The organism is Paenibacillus hexagrammi, assembly GCF_021513275.1.
In the GTDB taxonomy this organism is placed as follows: Bacteria; Bacillota; Bacilli; order Paenibacillales; family NBRC-103111; genus Paenibacillus_E; species Paenibacillus_E hexagrammi.
The window spans coordinates 5,159,000-5,180,000 of record NZ_CP090978.1; the positions used below are offsets into that span (position 1 = coordinate 5,159,000).

17 protein-coding genes, 11 tRNA genes, 2 rRNA genes and 1 riboswitch are annotated in these 21,001 nt (G+C 49.2%); of the genes, 7 read left to right on the forward strand and 23 right to left on the reverse strand.

Going from position 1 to position 21,001, the window contains the following annotated elements:
- Positions 1–65: 65 nt before the first annotated feature.
- Positions 66–1,112, reverse strand: coding sequence for a LacI family DNA-binding transcriptional regulator (locus L0M14_RS23530; protein WP_235118934.1), 1,047 nt, complete (start codon positions 1,110–1,112; stop codon positions 66–68).
- A gap of 144 nt (positions 1,113–1,256) precedes the next feature.
- Here L0M14_RS23530 and L0M14_RS23535 point away from each other — a divergent pair, with 144 nt between their 5' ends.
- Genes L0M14_RS23535 through L0M14_RS23545 form a run of 3 tightly spaced genes read left to right on the forward strand, consistent with a single transcriptional unit; the run spans position 1,257 to position 4,923 of the window.
- The gene (locus tag L0M14_RS23535; protein WP_235118935.1) at positions 1,257–2,027 is read left to right on the forward strand and encodes a TSUP family transporter; all 771 of its coding nucleotides are present in this window, start codon (positions 1,257–1,259) and stop codon (positions 2,025–2,027) included.
- Between the two features lie 24 nt (positions 2,028–2,051).
- Positions 2,052–2,723, forward strand: coding sequence for a hypothetical protein (locus L0M14_RS23540; protein ID WP_235118936.1), 672 nt, complete (start codon positions 2,052–2,054; stop codon positions 2,721–2,723).
- Positions 2,724–2,772: 49 nt separating this feature from the next.
- Positions 2,773–4,923 carry a DNA topoisomerase III gene (locus tag L0M14_RS23545; protein ID WP_235118937.1) on the forward strand — a complete coding sequence of 717 codons (2,151 nt, stop codon included), beginning with the start codon at positions 2,773–2,775 and terminating at the stop codon, positions 4,921–4,923.
- A gap of 241 nt (positions 4,924–5,164) precedes the next feature.
- Here the strand turns inward: L0M14_RS23545 and L0M14_RS23550 are convergent, their stop codons facing one another.
- The 3 genes from L0M14_RS23550 to L0M14_RS23560 all read right to left on the reverse strand — a co-directional run bounded on the left by L0M14_RS23550 (position 5,165) and on the right by L0M14_RS23560 (position 6,558).
- A complete protein-coding gene (locus L0M14_RS23550) occupies positions 5,165–5,497 on the reverse strand; it encodes a hypothetical protein (protein WP_235118938.1) in 333 nt (110 codons plus the stop codon).
- 138 nt (positions 5,498–5,635) lie between these two features.
- Positions 5,636–6,274: an HAD-IA family hydrolase gene (locus L0M14_RS23555; protein ID WP_235118939.1), complete on the reverse strand. Its 639-nt coding sequence runs from the start codon at positions 6,272–6,274 to the stop codon at positions 5,636–5,638.
- Positions 6,274–6,558: a hypothetical protein gene (locus tag L0M14_RS23560; RefSeq protein ID WP_235118940.1), complete on the reverse strand. Its 285-nt coding sequence runs from the start codon at positions 6,556–6,558 to the stop codon at positions 6,274–6,276. Before L0M14_RS23560 ends, L0M14_RS23555 begins: the two co-directional genes overlap by 1 nt.
- A 165-nt stretch (positions 6,559–6,723) precedes the next feature.
- Here L0M14_RS23560 and L0M14_RS23565 point away from each other — a divergent pair, with 165 nt between their 5' ends.
- Positions 6,724–7,278, forward strand: coding sequence for a CcdC protein domain-containing protein (locus L0M14_RS23565; RefSeq protein ID WP_235118941.1), 555 nt, complete (start codon positions 6,724–6,726; stop codon positions 7,276–7,278).
- A 238-nt stretch (positions 7,279–7,516) separates the two neighbouring features.
- Here the strand turns inward: L0M14_RS23565 and L0M14_RS23570 are convergent, their stop codons facing one another.
- Together L0M14_RS23570 and yyaC are read right to left on the reverse strand one after the other, a co-directional pair.
- A complete protein-coding gene (locus L0M14_RS23570; RefSeq protein WP_235118942.1) occupies positions 7,517–9,457 on the reverse strand; it encodes an ABC transporter ATP-binding protein in 1,941 nt (646 codons plus the stop codon).
- 383 nt (positions 9,458–9,840) lie between these two features.
- Positions 9,841–10,377 (reverse strand): spore protease YyaC, encoded by a 537-nt coding sequence (yyaC, locus tag L0M14_RS23575; RefSeq protein WP_235118943.1) that lies wholly within the window; start codon positions 10,375–10,377, stop codon positions 9,841–9,843.
- Between the two features lie 110 nt (positions 10,378–10,487).
- On the opposite strand from yyaC, the gene L0M14_RS23580 reads away from it, so the two are divergent.
- The 3 genes from L0M14_RS23580 to L0M14_RS23590 all read left to right on the forward strand — a co-directional run bounded on the left by L0M14_RS23580 (position 10,488) and on the right by L0M14_RS23590 (position 13,157).
- On the forward strand, positions 10,488–11,366 hold the full coding sequence (locus L0M14_RS23580; protein WP_235118944.1) for a glycosyltransferase family 2 protein: 879 nt from the start codon (positions 10,488–10,490) through the stop codon (positions 11,364–11,366).
- A gap of 137 nt (positions 11,367–11,503) precedes the next feature.
- A complete protein-coding gene (locus L0M14_RS23585) occupies positions 11,504–11,662 on the forward strand; it encodes a hypothetical protein (RefSeq protein WP_235118945.1) in 159 nt (52 codons plus the stop codon).
- 43 nt (positions 11,663–11,705) lie between these two features.
- Positions 11,706–13,157: a phosphodiester glycosidase family protein gene (locus L0M14_RS23590; RefSeq protein WP_235118946.1), complete on the forward strand. Its 1,452-nt coding sequence runs from the start codon at positions 11,706–11,708 to the stop codon at positions 13,155–13,157.
- Here L0M14_RS23590 and L0M14_RS23595 read toward each other — a convergent pair.
- The 17 genes from L0M14_RS23595 to L0M14_RS23675 form a co-directional block, all read right to left on the reverse strand.
- A complete protein-coding gene (locus L0M14_RS23595; RefSeq protein ID WP_235118947.1) occupies positions 13,154–13,813 on the reverse strand; it encodes a hypothetical protein in 660 nt (219 codons plus the stop codon). The genes L0M14_RS23590 and L0M14_RS23595 overlap by 4 nt on opposite strands.
- Positions 13,814–13,989: 176 nt before the next feature.
- The gene (locus tag L0M14_RS23600; RefSeq protein WP_235118948.1) at positions 13,990–14,862 is read right to left on the reverse strand and encodes a C40 family peptidase; all 873 of its coding nucleotides are present in this window, start codon (positions 14,860–14,862) and stop codon (positions 13,990–13,992) included.
- A 5-nt stretch (positions 14,863–14,867) separates the two neighbouring features.
- A riboswitch (cyclic di-AMP (ydaO/yuaA leader) is annotated at positions 14,868–15,081 on the reverse strand.
- Positions 15,082–15,276: 195 nt separating this feature from the next.
- Positions 15,277–15,347 (reverse strand) — tRNA-Gly (locus L0M14_RS23605).
- A 7-nt stretch (positions 15,348–15,354) separates the two neighbouring features.
- Positions 15,355–15,428: transfer RNA gene (locus tag L0M14_RS23610), tRNA-Pro, on the reverse strand.
- A gap of 19 nt (positions 15,429–15,447) precedes the next feature.
- Positions 15,448–15,524: transfer RNA gene (locus L0M14_RS23615), tRNA-Arg, on the reverse strand.
- A 3-nt stretch (positions 15,525–15,527) separates the two neighbouring features.
- Positions 15,528–15,602, reverse strand: a tRNA-Gly gene (locus tag L0M14_RS23620).
- 184 nt (positions 15,603–15,786) lie between these two features.
- Complete coding sequence (locus L0M14_RS23625) at positions 15,787–16,296, reverse strand: ferritin (protein WP_235118949.1); 510 nt, start codon at positions 16,294–16,296, stop codon at positions 15,787–15,789.
- 113 nt (positions 16,297–16,409) lie between these two features.
- The gene (locus L0M14_RS23630) at positions 16,410–16,661 is read right to left on the reverse strand and encodes a DUF1450 domain-containing protein (RefSeq protein ID WP_235118950.1); all 252 of its coding nucleotides are present in this window, start codon (positions 16,659–16,661) and stop codon (positions 16,410–16,412) included.
- A gap of 229 nt (positions 16,662–16,890) precedes the next feature.
- Positions 16,891–16,975, reverse strand: a tRNA-Leu gene (locus L0M14_RS23635).
- Between the two features lie 7 nt (positions 16,976–16,982).
- Positions 16,983–17,058 (reverse strand) — tRNA-Lys (locus L0M14_RS23640).
- Between the two features lie 15 nt (positions 17,059–17,073).
- Positions 17,074–17,150, reverse strand: a tRNA-Asp gene (locus L0M14_RS23645).
- A 27-nt stretch (positions 17,151–17,177) separates the two neighbouring features.
- Positions 17,178–17,254: transfer RNA gene (locus L0M14_RS23650), tRNA-Met, on the reverse strand.
- A 43-nt stretch (positions 17,255–17,297) separates the two neighbouring features.
- Positions 17,298–17,373, reverse strand: a tRNA-Val gene (locus tag L0M14_RS23655).
- A 75-nt stretch (positions 17,374–17,448) separates the two neighbouring features.
- Positions 17,449–17,523 (reverse strand) — tRNA-Glu (locus L0M14_RS23660).
- 6 nt (positions 17,524–17,529) lie between these two features.
- Positions 17,530–17,605 (reverse strand) — tRNA-Asn (locus L0M14_RS23665).
- A 5-nt stretch (positions 17,606–17,610) separates the two neighbouring features.
- Positions 17,611–17,727 (reverse strand): 5S ribosomal RNA (gene rrf, locus L0M14_RS23670).
- Positions 17,728–17,930: 203 nt separating this feature from the next.
- A 23S ribosomal RNA gene (locus tag L0M14_RS23675) occupies positions 17,931–20,849 on the reverse strand.
- Positions 20,850–21,001 lie beyond the last annotated feature (152 nt).

Consider the following 21,001-nt stretch of genomic DNA (forward strand, 5'->3'; position numbering starts at 1 on the left):
CTCGTCATTAAATAATGCGCTTTCATATGTTATGAACACGTGTTTATTTTAGAATAAAAGAAAAATCAGAGTTTCTTACAAGATTCTCTGACTATCAATTGAGATTGAATCATGACTTTATTAAAATCTTTAGCGCCCTGCTCAATGTTGTTAATAAGAAGCTCCGTCAGCTTGAGCATCATACATTCAAAGTCCATGCGGAAAGTCGTAAGACTCGGCTGAAAACGAGCGCTGAAAGCGTGGTCGTCGAATCCGATCACCGAGATATCGTCCGGAACGGAGATCCCCTCTTCCTGCAAAGCACGAATCACTCCGAATGCTACGCTGTCGTTCGCTGCAATAAGGGCTGTAGGTAACTGATCACGTCCACAGGACCCCAAAAGACTCTTCACCGCCTGATAGCCGCTGGTTTCATTGAAATCTCCCGCCAGCACCCAGTCTCTCACAATCTCGAGTTTGTTCCGGCTCATTGCGTTCACGAAAGCCTCGTACTTGGACGGCCCCCCGTATCGCTTCATATCCCCATTAACAATTCCAATCTTGCTATGGTTTAAACTGACCAAATAATCTACAGCCGCATTAATGCTATGCTCATTATCAAAATTAACAACAATCCGGTTCGGCTCATTGCGCCCAGGTAAATTTTGGTCTACAATAGCAACCATGTATCCTTCCGTAACGAGTTCTTCAATGAAAGGCTCATAATTCGCAGCACCGATAAAGATGCCGCCGTCGACACGTCTTTGCAAGTAGGTTTCTTTAATGCGGCTCACTTGCTTGGGATCCTTCGAATCGCGAATGATATGAGTTAACACGTAATAGCCGAAGGATGACGCATATTCAATGATGCTCGCAATCATTAGATTGCTTAGCATGTCACCAGATACGTGTCCAGCATCGATAAAGAATAGACCGATTGTTTTCGTCTTCTTCCCCGCTAGCACCTGTGCAGACAGGTTCGGAACATAATTATACTGTTCAATGACTTTCATGACCTTCGCACGCGTCTTCTCCGGTACGTTCGAGTAATTATTGATGACCCGGCTAACCGTGCTCCGTGACACCCCAGCCAGTCTGGCAATTTCTTCGCTATTGGTTTCCGTCTTCTTCAAAATAATTAGCCCCACTTTCCGTGAACACGCGTTTACAACCTCAATTATACGTCCCTTTTTCCATAAGTGTCAACGAGATTTCATTGAAAATCACTGGGATTTGGCTTATGCTAGCTTGTATTATACATCAAGGAGCCAACAACAATGGATTTTCCAACCTTGCACATGCTGATCTTTTTACTCGTCGCCGGATTTCTGGCTGCCTTTATCGATTCTGTGGTAGGAGGCGGAGGACTCATCTCGCTTCCCGCTCTGCTATTCGCCGGATTACCGCCCGTATTTGGGCTAGGGACTAATAAGCTGGGAGGCACCATGTCCTCGTTAACCAGTACGGGGTCTTTTCTCATGTCCAAAAAGATCAGCGCGCGTCTTGCCCTGTCCCTATTTCCTCTTTCGTTTGGAGGCGCTGTGCTTGGAACCTATACCGTCAAGCAGATTCCTTCCGACTTTTTAAAGCCTCTTGTCGTGGGTATGCTGATCGTAGTTACCATTTATACGCTTCTGAAAAAAAACTGGGGAGTTACCTCTACGTTTACGGGATTAACCCCTAAGACGACAGCCCTACTCATTGCGGGGGCTTTCTGCATTGGTTTTTATGACGGATTCTTTGGACCGGGGGCAGGTTCTTTCCTGATCTTCCTATTTCTTATGGTCGGCTTCGATTTTGTCGGCGCATCCGCTAATGCCAAAGTTCTTAATTTAGCCAGCAATGTGGCAAGTCTTGGAACCTTTTTCCTGATGAAATCCGTCAATATCTACTACGGGCTCCCGATGGGAGCCGCGATGATCGCCGGTGCGCTGGTCGGATCACAAGTCGCCATTCGTAAAGGCAGCACCTTTGTCAAACCGCTATTCATCCTTGTAACTTTACTACTTGTAGGCAAACAGGTCTGGTCGCTGCTGACGCATGCGTAAATGTTCCGTTATAGGGAGGATGAAATGCAAATTCGTTATCTGTTGGTTTTGGGAATGGGTCTATCGCTTACCTTGTCGGGCTGTGACTTAACCGAATCTACTGCTGAAGCCCCTGTTGAACTTTCTACCGTATCACCTGCTGCACAAACCGCTTCCGTCAAGGAAGGAGTTCTTCATATCGAGCCTTCCGAGCTGTTTGCGGGGGATGCTGCGAAGTTTAAGCCCTTTATGGACACGGCAGGATCTGTGAAGCTGCAGTACACAGGGAATAAGAAATCGATTCAAACTTACGCCGAGATTTGGGAAAATGGAAGTAAGACCCAGACACTCGGTCCCTTTTCATCTTCATTGATGAATGAGAAAAGCACACCCGTTAGTGCTGAGTGGATTATATCTATGAAGGAAGTCAAGAAGGATGGCGAGCAAACGCAGGGAACGCACTATGCAGCCACAGTTGCTCTTGTTCATTCGAACGGTTCGTCGAGCATGGAGGTGGACGTGGACTCCTCGATTCACCACAAAATATCAGCGATGATTCCATCTCCTCCTGAATTAGACATTCCCGATGACGAGGATGCGCCCATCTGGGGGTTCCAGGCCACCGACGAGAGCTTTATGAAGAACGTGGATTTTACACCAGAGTCCTTGAAAAATGCCAAATGGGCCGTTGTATTCAAAGTCGGCATGATCGATTAGAAAGCAGCCCCTTACAATCCTGTTATCAGAGAAGAGGTACGAAGCAGAAATGAAAACGTTAGTGCTTACCGAAAAGCCAAGTGTAGCCAAGGAAATCGCTCGTGTACTCGGCTGCAATCAGAAGCAAAAGCACCACTTTGAGGGACCCAAGTACGTCGTGACATGGGCGCTGGGCCATCTGGTTACATTAGCCGAGCCCGACGATTATGATCCACGCTACAAAACGTGGAATTTGGAAGATCTACCGATCATCCCAGATCGCATGAAGCTTAAGGTCATTAAGGAAACCTCGCATCAATTCCGCGGAATCGAGCATCTGGCTAAGCGTCCCGATCTCTCCGAGCTCGTGATCGCCACCGATGCAGGGCGCGAGGGAGAGCTTGTCGCCCGCTGGATTATGGAGCTGATCCGCTGGAAAAAGCCGTTCAAGCGGCTCTGGATCTCCTCGCAGACGGATCAGGCCATCCGTGAGGGCTTTGCCAAGCTGAAGCCAGGCAGCGACTATAATCGGCTGTATCAATCAGCCGTATGCCGTTCAGAGGCCGACTGGCTCATCGGTCTCAATGTCACCAGGGCGCTGACCAGCAAGTTCGGCGCTTCTCTGTCTGCGGGACGCGTGCAGACGCCGACGCTCGCCATGATGATACGCAGGGAGGCCGAAATCCGCGAGTTCCGTCCCGTCGATTACTGGATGATCGAAGCCGATTTCGGATCGTTCCGCGCGCTATGGCGGGACCCGAAGAGCGGCGATACCCGCATCTTTGACCGAGATCGTGCCGAAGCGATCAAGGCCAAGCTGGAAGGTACTAAAGCCAAAGTAGCCGCTGTTCAGCAAACGGAGAAGCAAATTCCCCATCCGCTTGCTTATGATTTAACAGAGCTTCAGCGTGATGCGAACCGTAAGTTCGGCTTCTCCGCCAAGCAAACATCCAATGTGCTGCAGCGCCTCTACGAACAATACAAGATTGTGACTTACCCGCGGACGGATTCACGCCATTTAACCTCCGACATGGCTGCAACACTCCCTGCAAGGCTTAAAGGGGCAGCTATAGGACCTTACGCTCCGCTTGCGGCTCCTTTCCTGCGCAAGCCGCTGAACATCACCAAGCGAATTGTGGATGACAGCAAAGTCAGCGATCATCACGCTATCATCCCTACCGGTGAAGCCGTATCTTTGGCCGCATTAAGTGCGGATGAGCGCCGTTTGTATGACTTAATTGTCCGCAGGTTCCTGGCACTGTTCTACGGGCCTTGCCGATATGATGAAACGAAGCTTACCATTGACATCGCCGGTGAGAAGCTTTACGCCTCCGGTAAAGTGATCAAACAAGCTGGTTGGAAGGAAGTCTACGGAGCTAGCGACTTCTCCGACCCGGACCGTGAGGAGGCAGAAGCGGACGACGAGCCAACCCAGCTGCTGCCGCAGGTTAAAGCTGGAGACCCGCTGCCAGTCAAAGGCAGCCGGCAGCTTAACCGGCAAACAAAGCCGCCAGGAAGATACACCGAGGCCTCCCTGCTGTCACAGATGGAGAAGCACAATCTCGGGACCCCGGCAACGCGCGCCGATATTATCGAGAAGCTGGTGTCTTCCGATACCATCGAGCGTCAAGGCTCTCAGCTGCTGCCAACCGGCAAAGGAGCTCAGCTTATTGAATTAGCCTCCGAGGAGCTGCGCTCACCAGAGCTAACGGCCGAATGGGAGCAGGAATTAGAGCGGATTGCCAAAGGCAAGGGAAGCATGGAGCAATTCCTCAGCGGAATCCGCAAGAAGGCAGCCGAGCTGGTGAGCGAAGTAAAAATGAGCTCGGCCAATTACAAGCCGCATAACCTCACTCACAGCAAGTGCCCGGAATGCGGAGAATTCCTGCAAGAGATCAAAGGAAAACGCGGCAAATATTTGACTTGCTCGAGTCGGGAATGCTCCTATAGACGGGAGGCTGACGGACAGCTCAGCAACCGCCGATGCCCGCAATGTCACAAGAAGATGGAGATTCACACCGGAAAAGCAGGGAAATATTTTCAATGCCGTCCCTGCAATGTCGTGGAAAAGCTCGATACCGAATCGGGAGGCGGCGGTGGTAGTCGCCGTGCATCCGCCAAGGCCAACAAGCAGCTTATCCAGAAGTATTCGGATAATACAAGCGTAGGCAACAGCTTGGCTGATAAATTGCGGGCGGCCATGCAGCAAAACCAAGAATAGTGCAGCCAAGCCAAGACTAATGCAGCAAGCCATACACAACGCAGGCCTAACAGCAAGGCAATAGAGTATAGAACGCACAAAACGGTTTTAGCGACAGCAAATCTTAAACTGTGAGCACACTGTAAACACAAGACTGTCTTAGCCAAAGCAAGACTCAACAAGTAAGCCCCTGCCTATTAAAGCTCAATAGGCAGGGGCTTACTTGTTGCATTTTATATGTACAGTCCACCGCAGATCGTACCTAGGCGGTAGTCCTTGTTCCTTTGACAGCAAGCTCCAGCTCTTCTACGCTAGTGATCCCCAAGTTGATCAGCGCTTCTCCCGGCTCCATGTGAAGGCTAGCTAGAAGGCTCATGCTGGAATTAGGCACAAGGGAGCTTTTAAACTCATGGAACAGAACTGCGTTATAATGCTTCAAAACGGTCATAAATTCAACGGTCGGCGGAACGAATGTGCGTATTTCTGAAGCCTTCCAAAAGAAGTCCCTCACATGAAGAATATCAGCACCCGTACGGTTCAGCTTGCGAATCATCTCAAAAAATTCATCAATTAATTCCTGCCTGCCAGCTGACATGACATCCTCTCCATTTCGATCTGAGCATACTAATTCATCGTTCTAGCTGTTACATGGATAAGCATATCATAAATAGTGCTGCAGTTCTATTGCATTTAAGCATAGGCACTTCTGTGTTCGAAAGAAAAATACCCTGACTCAAGTCGTCAGGGTTTGGAGCGTATGAAGTAGTTCTCCAGGCGCATTCACTAGATAGTCCGGATTGCCTCTTCGAAGTAAGGAAGGCGCATCATAGCCCCAAGTTACGGCAATAATGGGAACTCCGAGCTTTTTGCACGCTTCAATATCTCGAAGCTCATCACCCACATACACAATTCGAGAAGCAGGCACTCCCCATCTCTTCATAATGCTTTTGATCGAGTGATGTTTGCCATGCAAATGCTTCGCTGATACGACTTCATCAAACGCGCTATCCATTCGATTCTGTTTCAGCAGCTGTTTTATGTTACTGGTGGAATTGGAGGAAAGGATTGAAATCTTGTGTCCACTTGATGCAAGTCGGCCGATCACTTCCTTCATACCGGGTACAACCTGAAGAAAACGAAGATTGTCCTGGTAACGACGCCTTCCGGTCAAAATCAGCTTCGGAATTTGCAGGGCAGGCACCCCTAGCCAATGTACTCTTTCCGATATCGACAAGCTGCGGAGCATAACCAGGTCGCTGTTACGAATTTTCCGAAACCGGTTCTCTTCTGCGATCTCATTATAAAGCTTTACCAGCAAAGCTCTGGAATCCACCAACGTACCATCGAAATCAAACAGAACGTGTTTGCTCATCAACTTGAATACAAAAACAAGGCCGGCCCCTCTGGCGGCACTTGACGAACTTGATTGCTTGCAAACTCTGCATTCGGATCCGCAGCGTAATGAGGATTGCTGACATCTCGCAGATCTTCCCATACACAGGCAACACCGCGTCCATCCACGTCTCCTGCATACATTTTACAAGCACTGCAAAACTGCTGCTTCTGGTAAGCATCCAGCTTCACAATCTTGTTGCGTAAGCAGCAATAGATTTCATTGTCGGTATTACATATATTGGCATGCGTAATCAGAGCCATTGTGCAATCAACTCCTTTGCGGCACATATAGTGTGTAATAGTAAGTGTATCTACATACTATTAAGTGTATGACGCTTTTTTGTAAACGGACAAACAATTTTTAATGCAACGCCGCCTGTTTTTGTTTACAATAGAAATCAATTACCAAAGTCTGGAGGAAACATTGTGCAAAACTGGTCTCATTATGCAATTCCAATCCTGATTGTGCTGCTTATCGTCTACCGTAGAACGAAGCGCACGATCGGTTTTCAGAAGCTTTCCCGCGGCAGACTTAAATTTCGCATCGGCATATTCAGCATCATCGGTCTCATGATTCTGGCGTTCGGATTCGTGCATCCGATTCATTTTATCGCCTATGCGATCGGCATGGCCGCAGGAACTGCCCTGGGATTGACAGCCATACGCCATACCAGATTTGAACGCCGGCCTGACGCTTGGTATTACCGCACCCATATTTGGGTCGAAATTACCGTGCTCATCCTGTTCATCGGACGTATTGCCTACCGAATCTTGTTTGTCGCAAGTGCTGCAAATCCAAACAATATGAATCCTGCAGATCCTTCTCAATTCACGAGGGACCCTTTGACAGCCGGCATTTTCTTCGTAATCGTCACGTACTATTTGCTGTTTTTCGGCTACTTGCTCCGGGAAGAAGTGAAGCTCGAGAATGACGAAGCAGCTGCGGACATTTCCCCTGGTAATCCAACCTTGGATAAATGATGAGACGGCCCTTATCTTTGCCCGACACACATATGTGAGTACCATCAAAAGGCGATTCTCCGCTCTTATGGAGAATCGCCTTTCAGCTTGTCGATCAAGTGGGGTTCATTGCCAGCTGCCGTAGATTTTCTCCAATCGCTGCTGATATAGCAAACTGTCAGAGGAGACCGCTACGCTCCTCCGAAAACTGCGGAGCTTTCTCTTTCCCTTCATCAACCGTTCAAAAGCGCAGCTCACTCTAGCGAGCATACGCTGTTGGAATGCCGAAGCATCCATTAGCTTTCGTTTGCTTTCTCGAACTGCGTTTGATACAGCCTCGCATACAGTCCTCCCAGCGCCAAGAGCTCGCTATGCGTCCCCGCTCGGCGATGCTGCCCGCTTCGATCACCAGGATGTGATCAGCGGCCAGCACGGTAGAAAGCCTGTGCGCGATCACAAGCGTCGTGCGCCCCTGCATCAGCTCCTCGAGCGCGGCCTGCACATAGGACTCGGATTCCGAGTCCAGGTGCGAGGTCGCTTCGTCGAGGATGAGGATGCGCGGGCGCTTGAGAATCGCGCGCGCAATGGCGATACGCTGCCGCTCGCCTCCAGAGAGGCGGTGGCCGCGTTCGCCCACTGTCGTGTCGTACCCTTCGGGCAGCGACATGATGAAATCATGGATGTAGGCTTGGCGGCACGCAGCCTCCATCTCCTCCTGCGAAGCGTCTTCCTTCGCGAAGAGCAGGTTCTCGCGGATCGTGGCGTGAAACAGGAACGACTCCTGTGTCACGTACGCGATTTGCGAGCGCAGCGAAGCGAGCTGGACGTCGCGTACGTCCACACCATCGACCTCGACGGCACCCTCCGTCGGGTCATACAGACGCGCGATCATGCCGATCAGCGTCGATTTACCAGCGCCGCTCGGTCCGACGAGCGCAACCATCTCTCCCGGCTGCGCGTCAAAGGTGACGCCGCGCAGCGCGTACTGCCCTGGCGTATAAGCAAAGGATACCTGCTTATATGCCACGTGCCCGCGCACCAGCCCTAGCTGCCGTGCGTCCGGTCGATCGAGGACACCCGGCACCATGTCCTCGTATTCAAAGATGCGCTGGAAAACGCCCAGCGCCGTCGCAACCTCCACGTGCAGGTTCAGCAGCGTGCCTACAGGCATATACAAGCGGCCTAGATAAGCCGCGAACGCGACAATACCGCCCAGCGTCATGCTCCCCGTTATAACGGAGTAGCCGCCGTACATATAAATAATCGCTGTGCCTAGCGGCCCCAGCGTATTCGTTGCCATCCCGAACCAGCGGCCAACGAGGTTCAGCCGCAGCTCCAGGTCCATGACCTTCTGGACCATCGTACGATACTCCGCTTCCTGATGGCGCTCACGCCCAAAAATCCTTGTCAAAAGCGCACCGGACACACCAAAGCTTTCGCTAAGCTGGGACGCGATGTCAGCGCGGACCTTCTGCGTTTCTACACGCAGCTGCTTTCGCACCTTCGAGACCTTACGCACCGGCAGTACGAACAGCGGCAGTATCAACACCGATAGGATCGCAAGCTTCCAGTCTAAAGCAAATAGGATTCCTATCGTAGTGGCAACAATAACAATTTGCGTAATGGACGATACGACTAATGACGTCACCACATTTTGAACCGCCTGTACATCACCCGTCAGCCTCTGCACAATCTCCCCGCTTTTAGCGTCGGTAAAAAAGGACATCGACTGCCGCTGCAGATTTCGAAACAGCGACTGCCCCAAATCCCGCATGACACCCTGCGTCACCTTCGTGTTTAAGTGATTCTGCCACACGCCTAACACACCGCTGGCCACCGGCAGCGCAATCATAAGCATAGCCATCTCCGTCAACAGCCGCATACTGCCTTGCGGAATAGCTTTATCAATAATCTCTCTCATCACTAAAGGGGGAATCAGGCCGATGACAGCCGCCAATAAAGCTAGCAACAGAATAGCTGCAAGCTGTGACTTGTACCCTCGAAATAGTTTTAAAATCCTAGGTAAAGATACGTCCTTTAAATTTGCTTTGGCTACCCGGCCTTTCTTCTCCAAATGATGACTAACACCTTCAACAAACCCATTCCTCACTGCATTCACTCCCGTTTCTCTTGCCAGCGTAACCAACGGACCCACTAAATAATAGTCGACATGATCCGAAATGTATGTCTTAAAATCCACTCACTTTACATTTGAGATTACGCACGTGGGCTGGATGACTGAGTTCATCACCAATTCCCGACCCTATTCTTGGACTCCATTCCTGCCACTGACCTAGTTCCTGACCCGCTCTTCTCTCTGGCACCTGACTGTTCCTGGTCGCTGCCCTGGATCCTGATTCTATTCTTGGACTCCGTTCCTGCCACTGACCATACTCTTTGCGGTGTCTCCTGACTAACCCTGCTCTCAGTCCTCGGCTCCTGCTACTGCTCTTCCCTTGGGTCCTGACCTTATTCTTGGATCTCGATTCCTACCCCGGAACTTCTTTTGGCTCTATCTCCTGTCTAATCCCGCTCTTGACCCTTGTTACTTACTCTCTCTTCTGGTGCTCTTCGTTTCTACGATCAATCCAGCGGTACTGCAAACTGAACTGCTTTTACCACTTCCTGTGCCATGTTCATGACATGATACAGAGAAGTTGTCTGAAGCACAGCATATTGCTTAGGTCCATCCGCATTCACGATTGCGGCAATGGTATAATCCCCAACCTGCGGAAGAACCTTTCCTACGGACTTCCCCGGATAGATGGGCTGATTAGACACCTGGTAGAGGCCGATGGACTGCTTTTGACCCAAACAAGCGTCAATGGCGATCACCACAGATTCCTGCGGTATTTCCGCTAGCCGTTCCACCAGATTGCTTGCATCGCAGGGCTTCTCCAGTGTTCCAATGACGCGGGGATACCCGGCCTGCAGCAGGGCGGAACCGACAAGTGGACCCAATGCGTCGCCTGTAGATCGATCCGTTCCTATACAAACAAATACCAGACGATCCGGCTTTAATTCCCGCACTTCCGCAACAGCACGGAGATAGTCGCCCAGTTCATCGCCGCGCAGTTTTTTCCAATACCGGTCAGCCGGTTGTACAATTTCCTCCTTCAACGTGATTCCCCCTTCTCTATGGCTTGACGGGCACCGTACTTTCGTTGCTACCCGATGTTTGTCAATGTTATAATGCGGTCAACTTCTATTCTTTCACAAGGTGGTGCACCATGTCCATATATGACTATGCCGCATTATTGACCCTGCTATATTGGCTTTTGACCAGCATCATGCTTTCTAAAGGGCTGCGCCTGCTATATCCGCTACCCAGATGGTCTAACCTGCCGGACAAGCCCCCGCTTGTCTCCGTCATTATTGCTGCGAAAGAAGAAGAAAGCACCATCATGCAGACGGTTCGCCATCTTCTTTCTCAGAATTACCCCCGGCTTGAGATCATTGCGGTCAATGACCGCTCACAGGATGCTACAGGTATAAGGCTAGAGGAGCTTCGAAAATGGTCCGAACAGCGAACCGGCATTTCCACACCGCTAAAAATCATTCATATCACCCACCTTCCGGAAGGCTGGCTAGGGAAAAATCACGCCCTCTATCAGGGCTACTTACAAGCCAGAGGACAATATGTATTATTCACCGATGCAGATATTCTTTTCTCACCTACAACCATTACGGACGCAGTTTCTTACATGAAAGAGCATCAAGTCGATCACTTGACGCTGGCTCCTCTAATGGTAGCTCGTCAGCCCTTGCTGCGGGGATTTGTTCACTTCTTTTTCTTCTCCTTCTCGCTATTTGTCCGTCCCTGGAACGCTAATCGGGATGATACGCGCCGTCATGGTATGGGCATCGGTGCTTTTAACATGGTAAGCCGTCATGCTTATGAGACCATTGGCACCCATCAAGCCATCGCTCTGCGCCCCGATGACGACCTCCAGCTAGGCATTCGCTTAAAAAGCGCCGGGTTTAAACAGCGCATTTTATCGGCACGGCATTCCTTGCAGGTGGAATGGTACCGCTCATTACGAGAAGCAATTCAAGGACTCGAAAAAATTTATTTTCAGGCTTTCACTATAGCCTGCCGTTTGCTATAGCCGCTTGTCTAGGACAGCTGCTTTTCTTTATTTTCCCTTGGATTGGCATGCTACTCCTTTGGAACGGATCAGGAATCCTATTCACTCTTGCTGTGATTATACAGATTATTCTTTACCGTAAGCTGATCTTCGCACTAATGGGGGCGCCTGGTAAAGACGCTTTTCTGCTGCCGGTTACCGCATCTCTGCTGCTTTATACGATCATCCGCTCTGTCAGTCTGACGTTCAAGCAAGGTGGCATCTATTGGAGAGGAACCTTCTATTCGCTTAGCGAACTTAAGAAGAGGAGGCAGTAAACCTCCTTCTTACCAACACAACGTAGAAAGGAAACCTTCAAAGATGCGTCTACCAAGAACCCCTAACAGGTTCCGTACAGGATTCCTTCAATGTCTGTTCTGTACGGTCCTGATATCCGTATCGGTCCCATTTCAAGCCTCCGCTCAGGAAAGCGTCAACACGCACTCAGCCACCATTCCCTATAACGGTAAAGTCTTCAGCGCCAATTGGGTTTCCGTCGACCTAAGCGATCCTTACTTGCGCATTAGACCCGTCATAGCTTCAGACGGCATTGGGCATGTTGAGTCCTTCAGCTCCATGATGGAGCGCAGCCATGCTGTCGCCGGCATTAACGGTACCTTCTTCGATGCCTATGAAAAAGATGCATCAATCCGCTATCCGAATGGGCTTTTGATCGGCTCAGGCAGTATACTCCACTCCGGCAGCAATGCTTCCCTGCTTGTGCTCGCTGACCATACTGCACACTTAGAGAATGTTGAGACCCAGCAGCAAATCAGCGTAAACCACGAGGAAAGCACGTACCGTTTTACAGCATGGGGAATCAACAAATACTACGGAGATTCCGTAGATGATCAAGTTGTGTGGTATACCCGTTCCTTTGGCACTCAAGTTCCCTATACGAATTCTGTTAAAGTTGTCATTGAAAACAACGTGGTCACCGCAATTACAGAGGACCCTGTAACGATCCCGGAAGACGGACAAGTCTGCTTGATCGGCCACAGTGCCAACAACCAGACCTACGTCCTGCCCAATATTCATATCGGGGATACGATGAGCATGGAAGCATCTCTTTCCGGTACCGATCTATTGCCAATGGTCGATGCTGCAGTTGGTGCTGGACCTAGACTGCTAAGTGATGGAAACATCGACATCGATTACACCCGTGATGGCTTTACGGACCCGAAAATCACCACTCAAGCGAACGCTCGCAGCTTTATCGGCGTTGACGCATCCGGTCAGCTGCTCATGGGCACCGTATCATCAGCCACTATTTCGGATATGGCCCATGTTTTACAGCAGTTAGGCATCACAGACGCCATGAACTTAGATGGAGGCGCAAGCTCAGCGTTGTATGCGCGAGGCACGATCATTACTTCACCTGGAAGGGAGCTCAGCAACGCTCTTGTTGTGGAAAGATTGCAGAATCCACAAATTCAATTAACCGTGAATGGACAGTTTGTGCAAGAATTTCGAGGATACTTAACGGAAGAAACCAGCATGGTTCCCATGCGGGGAATTCTCGAGAGAATTGGTGCGAAGTTTGAATGGGACGGAACTGCACGCGAACTGACTGTACAATATGGTACGAACCATATCCGGCTGCATCCCGATGATCGGATCATGCTTTGGAATGGTAACAAAGTCGTACTGCCTGCAGCTCCTGAAATCGTAGAGGGACATATCTATATGCCTCTTCGGGCAGTCATAGAATCACTTGGTGGAAAAGTAACATGGGATTCTCAGCTATACCGGGCTTCACTTACCTTTCCTTAATGAATGCGATTCATACGAACAACCCTGTAAAACAGTTGACCGCTCACTTGCTGCTCGACTTCCAGGTATCCTTCTGCGTGTACGTAATCTCCGGTCATATAATTGGTTGCCGCCGAAGAAGAACTATGCGTCAGAAACAGCATCGCGGCTTTTTCATTACCAATGACAAAGCCCGTCTGTTCTCTTACTTGAAACTTATCAAGGACAACACCATAATGAGACCTTGCAATATGATGGAAGCGCCAGCCTCCATCTTCTTTATGTAAAAAATACAACACCCTGTTTTTCACATTGCCGCTGTATTCTCTGGTCACGCCAACCAGGCACACATCGCTGTCGACCATTAGAAACTCATCAATTTCATAATGCTTTAGCCGCAGTCTCTGCATATTATTGTAGTGGAGATACGTCTCCATTTCCTCAACAGTGCTTTGATCCATAGGCTCCTGCTTCGTGGCGTAAAACACTTCTTTTATAAAAGTATCCGTCTGAAGATTACGGGCACCTTGAAAATTATCATAAGTGCAAAAGAAATGTTGGATTACTTCCTGAATTTCTCCGGGTATGGATACGCCGCTTGAGATAGCCTGCTTTCTATTCTTTGAAACCGCTTCTCTTTTTTTAAATAGCCATTGCTTCCAAACACCAGCTAGCATGCTAATTGCCTTTCACCCGCTTCCTCTGACTCCGGACATCACTTCATTATAGGCGAAAATGAATAAAAATTCGATATATAACTTGATATTTTTGCATAAAAAAGAAACATTCGCTCCGTAAACCGCAATTTTGCGGCTTGATGAGAACGAATGCTCCCTTTTTGAGTATGTATCCCTTAAATTACGCGCTTGGCTCCCACATAACGTGAGCTCCAATAACGATTTGTCAGACTTTCTACAGCAACGCCTCTGGAAGTAGTAGCTGATATGAATTCATCATTACCCAAATAAATTCCAACATGATTGACAATACCTGAAGCAAAGAAGACCAAATCTCCTACTTTCAAATCGGTAACTCTTACTCCGGATTGGTCGTACATTTGGACTGAAGTTCTAGGCAGCTCAACACCCTTGGCATTATAGACAAAGTTAACAAACCCAGAACAGTCGAAACCACTTGGAGTCGTTCCTCCCCATACATAAGGTACACCTAAGTAACTGTCCGCCATTTGCACAATTTGGTCCGATAACGGTGGCTCCGCTGGCGCGGGAGGTGGTGCGATCCAAGCCGGTTGATGCGATTTGCCGTCCGCGTTGACAATGGCAATTTGATTCGACTCGTTCCAATCAATAGGTGATCCAAACGTCTCGCTAATGAAACGCAGCGGCACATACGTACTCCCCTGAATAAGAGTTGGACTGCTTGCCATACTAATTTTCTTGCTTCCCACTAAAGCTTGCTGCTGATCGGTTTTGAGCGACACAACCTGATCTCTGGTTAACAGAGAAACCGCAATCTCATCTCCCTGCTGAGCCCATTTAACTTCATAACCCAGCTTCTCAGATACAGCCCTGAGGGGAACTTGCAGTACCCCTTTCGAGTCTATGAACGGCTGAGCTTCCGCGAACTGGACAATTTCATCATTAATCTGAACTTTAACAGGAATAGGTTGAGCTGCCTCTGCTTGACCTGAAAATCCAACACTGCTGGTAACCGCCGCGCATAACAAAGTGGATACTCCCATAACACCTTTCATTGACAATCTCAAAACCCATGTCCTCCCTGAGCCTCCGAGGTTAGTTGACGGGTTCGGGAAGAGGTATTCCCTTGGCTGTTACACAGGTGACTTACAAAACATAATGTACTTGATACACTTCAAGCAAATAGAGCACTTAGAGCACCTGTGATCCTGCCATTCACCCCATTGTTAAGAAAGAATCCCCCGTACAGGAGCTTATGTTGCTCCCTGATTCGGCATTTTTTACTGTCATAGACTATCATAGATTTCGTAGAAAGATCAATTTTTGTGTCGTAGTAATAGTTTCCATGTCGAAAATTTGGGGTTGCCCGTCCCTTTTATGCCTAGTCAAAGCCTTATTAAATGATTTTAATAAAATGCGATTATAAACATAAACATCAAAAATTGAAAAAAGACCACAAATTGTGGTCTTCTCATTAGATAAGCGGGTGATGGGAATCGAACCCACGCTACCAGCTTGGAAGGCTGGAGTTCTACCATTGAACTACACCCGCGTGTATATCGGGACGACACGATTTGAACATGCGACCCCCTGCTCCCAAAGCAGGTGCTCTACCAAGCTGAGCTACGTCCCGAAATCAATATTCACTTGAATGGCGTGCCCTGAGAGATTCGAACTCCCGACCTTTTGATTCGTAGTCAAACGCTCTATCCGGCTGAGCTAAGGGCACTTATGGAGCGGAAGACGGGATTCGAACCCGCGACCCTCGCCTTGGCAAGGCGATGCTCTACCCCTGAGCCACTTCCGCAAGACCTAATTGCATGTCCCTCACTAATATTTCTTCAGAGGCGACAAGGAATAATATATCAGGTATTTAGAAAAAAAGCAAATGTTTTTTTATTTATTTTGGAGGCTCCCTATAAGAAGGAAAGCCTACTCAGCAACATGTAGTAAGCTTGGAGTAGGCTTTGTTTATATGATACATAAGACGATTATTCTCCAGTCGGAGGCGTGAAGGTTCTTTGCGCAAATTCGGCATCAAGCATAAAGAAGGCATTGCTGTCTTGATCGATCCGCTTAAGCTTATTAATTATGCTGTCAAACATTGCTTCTTCTTCTACCTGCTCGTCAATAAACCATTTCAAGAATTGCATAGTTGCATGCTCGCGGTCATTTAAAGCCAGATCAGATAAATGATATATTCTTCTGGTTACTTCCTGCTCATGTTTAAAGGCATGTTCAAATGCATCCAAAATGGATTTATAGTTGTTTACAGGTGTCTCCATACCAGCTAGGGTTACCTTTTTTCCGCGATCATTTATAAATTTAAACATCTTCATAGCATGGAAACGTTCTTCTTCAGCTTGTACAATAAAAAAGTTTGAGAAGCCATCTAGGCTCTCAGCAGCGCAATAACCGGCAATGGCCATATAGACGTGCGCAGAGTAGAATTCATAGTTCATTTGTTCATTTAAAGCTTCTGTAAGCGTATCGTTTAACATTTCTGCACGCCCTTTCTATTTGGTTATCGTTAGTCAAAATCCCATACATACAAGATTACCAGAACTGCCCCTAGAAATACAAACGAATTCAATAACCTTCAGCCTGTGCAAGCTTACACCATTACTTTTTCCGCTCTTGAATCCGCAATAATTTGCTTTAACTGAGCGTATAAGAGATGGGGAGATGCTGCGCACAGCAGTTCCTTTTTACCGAGCATAGCGATGCATTCCTTCTTGCAATGCTTGCAGTTGCCTAAGCAATCTTTCTTCTTTTGTTTCAGGTCAGGATACTCGTCTTTTAACGATTTATATATTTGCTTGGAACCAAATTTCTCGTTTCTACAGCAGTATTTAATCGTCTTCATGTCATGTTCACTCCCCGTGCTCAACTTGACATCTTATCATCCATAATATTGATAATAATTATCATTGTCAAACATAAAATGAAAGGGCTTGACCAAGACTCGGTCTCTGGCTTTAAAAAGGGGCAGCCCTAACGTTTTAGTTCGGTGGAAAAGTTAAACACTCTTACATGTTAAAAAAAGAGAGCGTTCAATAGCCATAGGCTGTTAAACACTCTCTTTTTTTACTTGATGCGGTCGAGAGGACTCGAACCTCCACGGGGGGTTAGCCCACACGGACCTGAACCGTGCGCGTCTGCCAATTCCGCCACGACCGCATAGCAATGGTGAGCCATGTAGGACTCGAACCTACGACACCCTGATTAAAAGTCAGGTGCTCTACCAACTGAGCTAATGGCTCTAATAAAGTTGTAAATGGCGGAGCCGACGGGATTCGAACCCGCGGTCTCCTGCGTGACAGGCAGGCATGTTAGGCCTCTACACCACGGCTCCACACTAAGTTACCTCGCTATTGGAGGTTGGTTGCGGGGGCAGGATTTGAACCTGCGGCCTTCGGGTTATGAGCCCGACGAGCTACCGGGCTGCTCCACCCCGCGTCGTTATTACCTATTCGCTTCCTACTACTAGATAGGAAATTTATGGTGGAGGCTGACGGGATCGAACCGCCGACCCTCTGCTTGTAAGGCAGATGCTCTCCCAGCTGAGCTAAGCCTCCATGAATCATCTTTTAGCGTCCATGCAAAGTGATAAGATCTAGCCTTTTGAGCTCACATCACTTTGTGGGTATTAATGGTGACCCGTAGGGGATTCGAACCCCTGTTACCTCCGTGAAAGGGAGGTGTCTTAACCCCTTGACCAACGGGCCTTAATGTGGCTCCCCGAACAGGACTCGAACCTGTGACAACTCGATTAACAGTCGAGTGCTCTACCAACTGAGCTATCAGGGAAAAATGCTTGGCAACGTTCTACTCTCCCAGAACCCTTCGGTTCAAGTACCATTGACGCTGGAGGGCTTAACGGTCGTGTTCGAGATGGGAACGCGTGGATCCCCTCCGCCATCATCACCAAACTAAGAGTTTTGCTTCAGCAAAACTGGCTACGAAAGCATAAGCTTTGTTCAAGGTTTATTCCTTGAAAACTAGATACGAAACTTACGTAAAGTGTGAGTTGTTTGCCCTTTTATCTTAATCTATCGATCTTGACCTTTCGGGGCTCCCCGCAAAGTAATCGGAATTCGCTTCGTCAGCTTCGCGTCACTTTGTGGGGATTGTTTAGGTTAAGCCCTCGACCGATTAGTATTCGTCAGCTCCATACATTGCTGCACTTCCACCTCGAACCTATCAACCTCGTCGTCTACAAGGGGTCTTACGAATTGGGAAATCTCATCTTGAGGTGGGCTTCACGCTTAGATGCTTTCAGCGCTTATCCCTTCCGTACATAGCTACCCAGCTATGCCTCTGGCGAGACAACTGGTACACCAGCGGTACGTCCATCCCGGTCCTCTCGTACTAAGGACAGCTCCTCTCAAATTTCCTACGCCCGCGACAGATAGGGACCGAACTGTCTCACGACGTTCTGAACCCAGCTCGCGTACCGCTTTAATGGGCGAACAGCCCAACCCTTGGGACCTACTTCAGCCCCAGGATGCGATGAGCCGACATCGAGGTGCCAAACCTCCCCGTCGATGTGGACTCTTGGGGGAGATAAGCCTGTTATCCCCAGGGTAGCTTTTATCCGTTGAGCGATGGCCCTTCCATTCGGTACCACCGGATCACTAAGCCCGACTTTCGTCCCTGCTCGACCTGTTTGTCTCGCAGTCAAGCTCCCTTATGCCTTTGCACTCTTCGAATGATTTCCAACCATTCTGAGGGAACCTTTAGACGCCTCCGTTACTTTTTAGGAGGCGACCGCCCCAGTCAAACTGCCCACCTGACACTGTCCCCATACCGGATCACGGTACCAGGTTAGAACTCCGATACGATCAGGGTGGTATCCCAACGGCGCCTCCACCCAAGCTGGCGCTCAGGCTTCAACGGCTCCCACCTATCCTGTACAGATCGTACCAAAGTCCAATATCAAGCTGCAGTAAAGCTCCATGGGGTCTTTCCGTCTTGTCGCGGGTAACCTGCATCTTCACAGGTATTAAAATTTCACCGGATCTCTCGTTGAGACAGCGCCCAAGTCGTTACGCCATTCGTGCGGGTCAGAATTTACCTGACAAGGAATTTCGCTACCTTAGGACCGTTATAGTTACGGCCGCCGTTTACTGGGGCTTCGGTTCACAGCTTCGGGATTACTCCCTAACCGCTCCCCTTAACCTTCCAGCACCGGGCAGGCGTCAGCCCGTATACTTCGCCTTGCGGCTTCGCACAGACCTGTGTTTTTGCTAAACAGTCGCTTGGGCCTTTTCACTGCGGCCCCCTCGGGCTATTCACCCTACCGAGGCACCCCTTCTCCCGAAGTTACGGGGTCATTTTTGCCGAGTTCCTTAACGAGAGTTCTTCCGCGCGCCTTAGAATTCTCTTCTCGCCCACCTGTGTCGGTTTGCGGTACGGGCACCTTCACCTGGCTAGAAGCTTTTCTTGGCAGTGTGAAATCATGACCTTCGGTACTTTAAGTTTCCCTCCCCATCACAGCCCAGCCTTACGGTGTGCGGATTTGCCTACACACCAGCCTCACTGCTTGGACGAGCATCCATCAGCTCGCGTCACTATCCTTCTGCGTCACTCCATCGCTCATAACGGCTACGGTGGTACAGGAATATCAACCTGTTGTCCATCGACTACGCCTTTCGGCCTCGCCTTAGGTCCCGACTGACCCTGAGCGGACGAACCTTCCTCAGGAACCCTTAGGCTTTCGGCGGATCAGATTCTCACTGATCTTTTCGTTACTTATACCGGCATTCTCACTTGTATGCGCTCCACCTGTCCTTACGGTCAGACTTCAATGTACATACAACGCTCCCCTACCCAAGTACTTACGTACATGCCATAGCTTCGGTGGCGTGTTTAGCCCCGTTACATTTTCGGCGCAGAGTCACTCGACCAGTGAGCTATTACGCACTCTTTCAATGGTGGCTGCTTCTAAGCCAACATCCTGGTTGTCTGTGCAACTCCACATCCTTTCCCACTTAACACACACTTGGGGACCTTAGCTGATGGTCTGGGCTGTTTCCCTTTTGACAATGGATCTTAGCACTCACTGTCTGACTCCCGGATATGAGTTTGTGGCATTCAGAGTTTGACTGGACTTGGTAACCCTTGGCGGGCCCCGCACCCAATCAGTGCTTTACCTCCACAACTCTTTACTCCGAGGCTAGCCCTAAAGCTATTTCGGGGAGAACCAGCTATCTCCGAGTTCGATTGGAATTTCTCCGCTACCCCCACCTCATCCCCGAATTTTTCAACATTCGTGGGTTCGGGCCTCCAGTGAGTGTTACCTCACCTTCACCCTGGACAGGGGTAGATCACACGGTTTCGGGTCTACGTCCACGTACTAAAGCGCCCTATTCAGACTCGCTTTCGCTGCGGCTCCGTCTCTTCGACTTAACCTCGCACGGGAACGTAACTCGCCGGTTCATTCTACAAAAGGCACGCCATCACCCATAAAGAGGGCTCTGACTTCTTGTAAGCACACGGTTTCAGGTTCTTTTTCACTCCGCTTCCGCGGTGCTTTTCACCTTTCCCTCACGGTACTGCTTCACTATCGGTCGCTAGGTAGTATTTAGCCTTGGCAGATGGTCCTGCCGGATTCCGACGGGGTTTCACGTGTCCCGCCGTACTCAGGATCCCTCTAGGCATACGTTTGTTTTTGGCTACGGGGCTTTTACCCTCTTTGCCGGACCTTTCCAGATCACTTCGCCTAACAAACTTTTGCCACGTTGAGGTCCTACAACCCCAGGGGGCAAGCCCCCTGGTTTGGGCTAATCCGCGTTCGCTCGCCGCTACTGACGGAATCACATTTTGTTTTCTTTTCCTCCAGGTACTTAGATGTTTCAGTTCCTGGGTATGCCTCTCATGCAGCTATGTATTCACTGCATAGTAACTGCGCATTACCACAGCTGGGTTCCCCCATTCGGACATCCCCGGATCAAAGCCTGCTTACGGCTCCCCGAGGCATTTCGTCGTTCGCCACGTCCTTCTTCGGCTCCTAGCGCCTAGGCATCCTCCGTGTGCTCTTTCTAGCTTAACCTTAGATTATTGCGCAGCAATAATTGCTACGTAAGAATCAGCTTTGCTAAAAATAACTTTCGACATCTGTTTGACCAGATGTCGAAAAGGATTTCTAAGTTTCACGCTTTACGTTTCGTTTTCGTTATCTAGTTTTCAAGGAACAACGTTGCA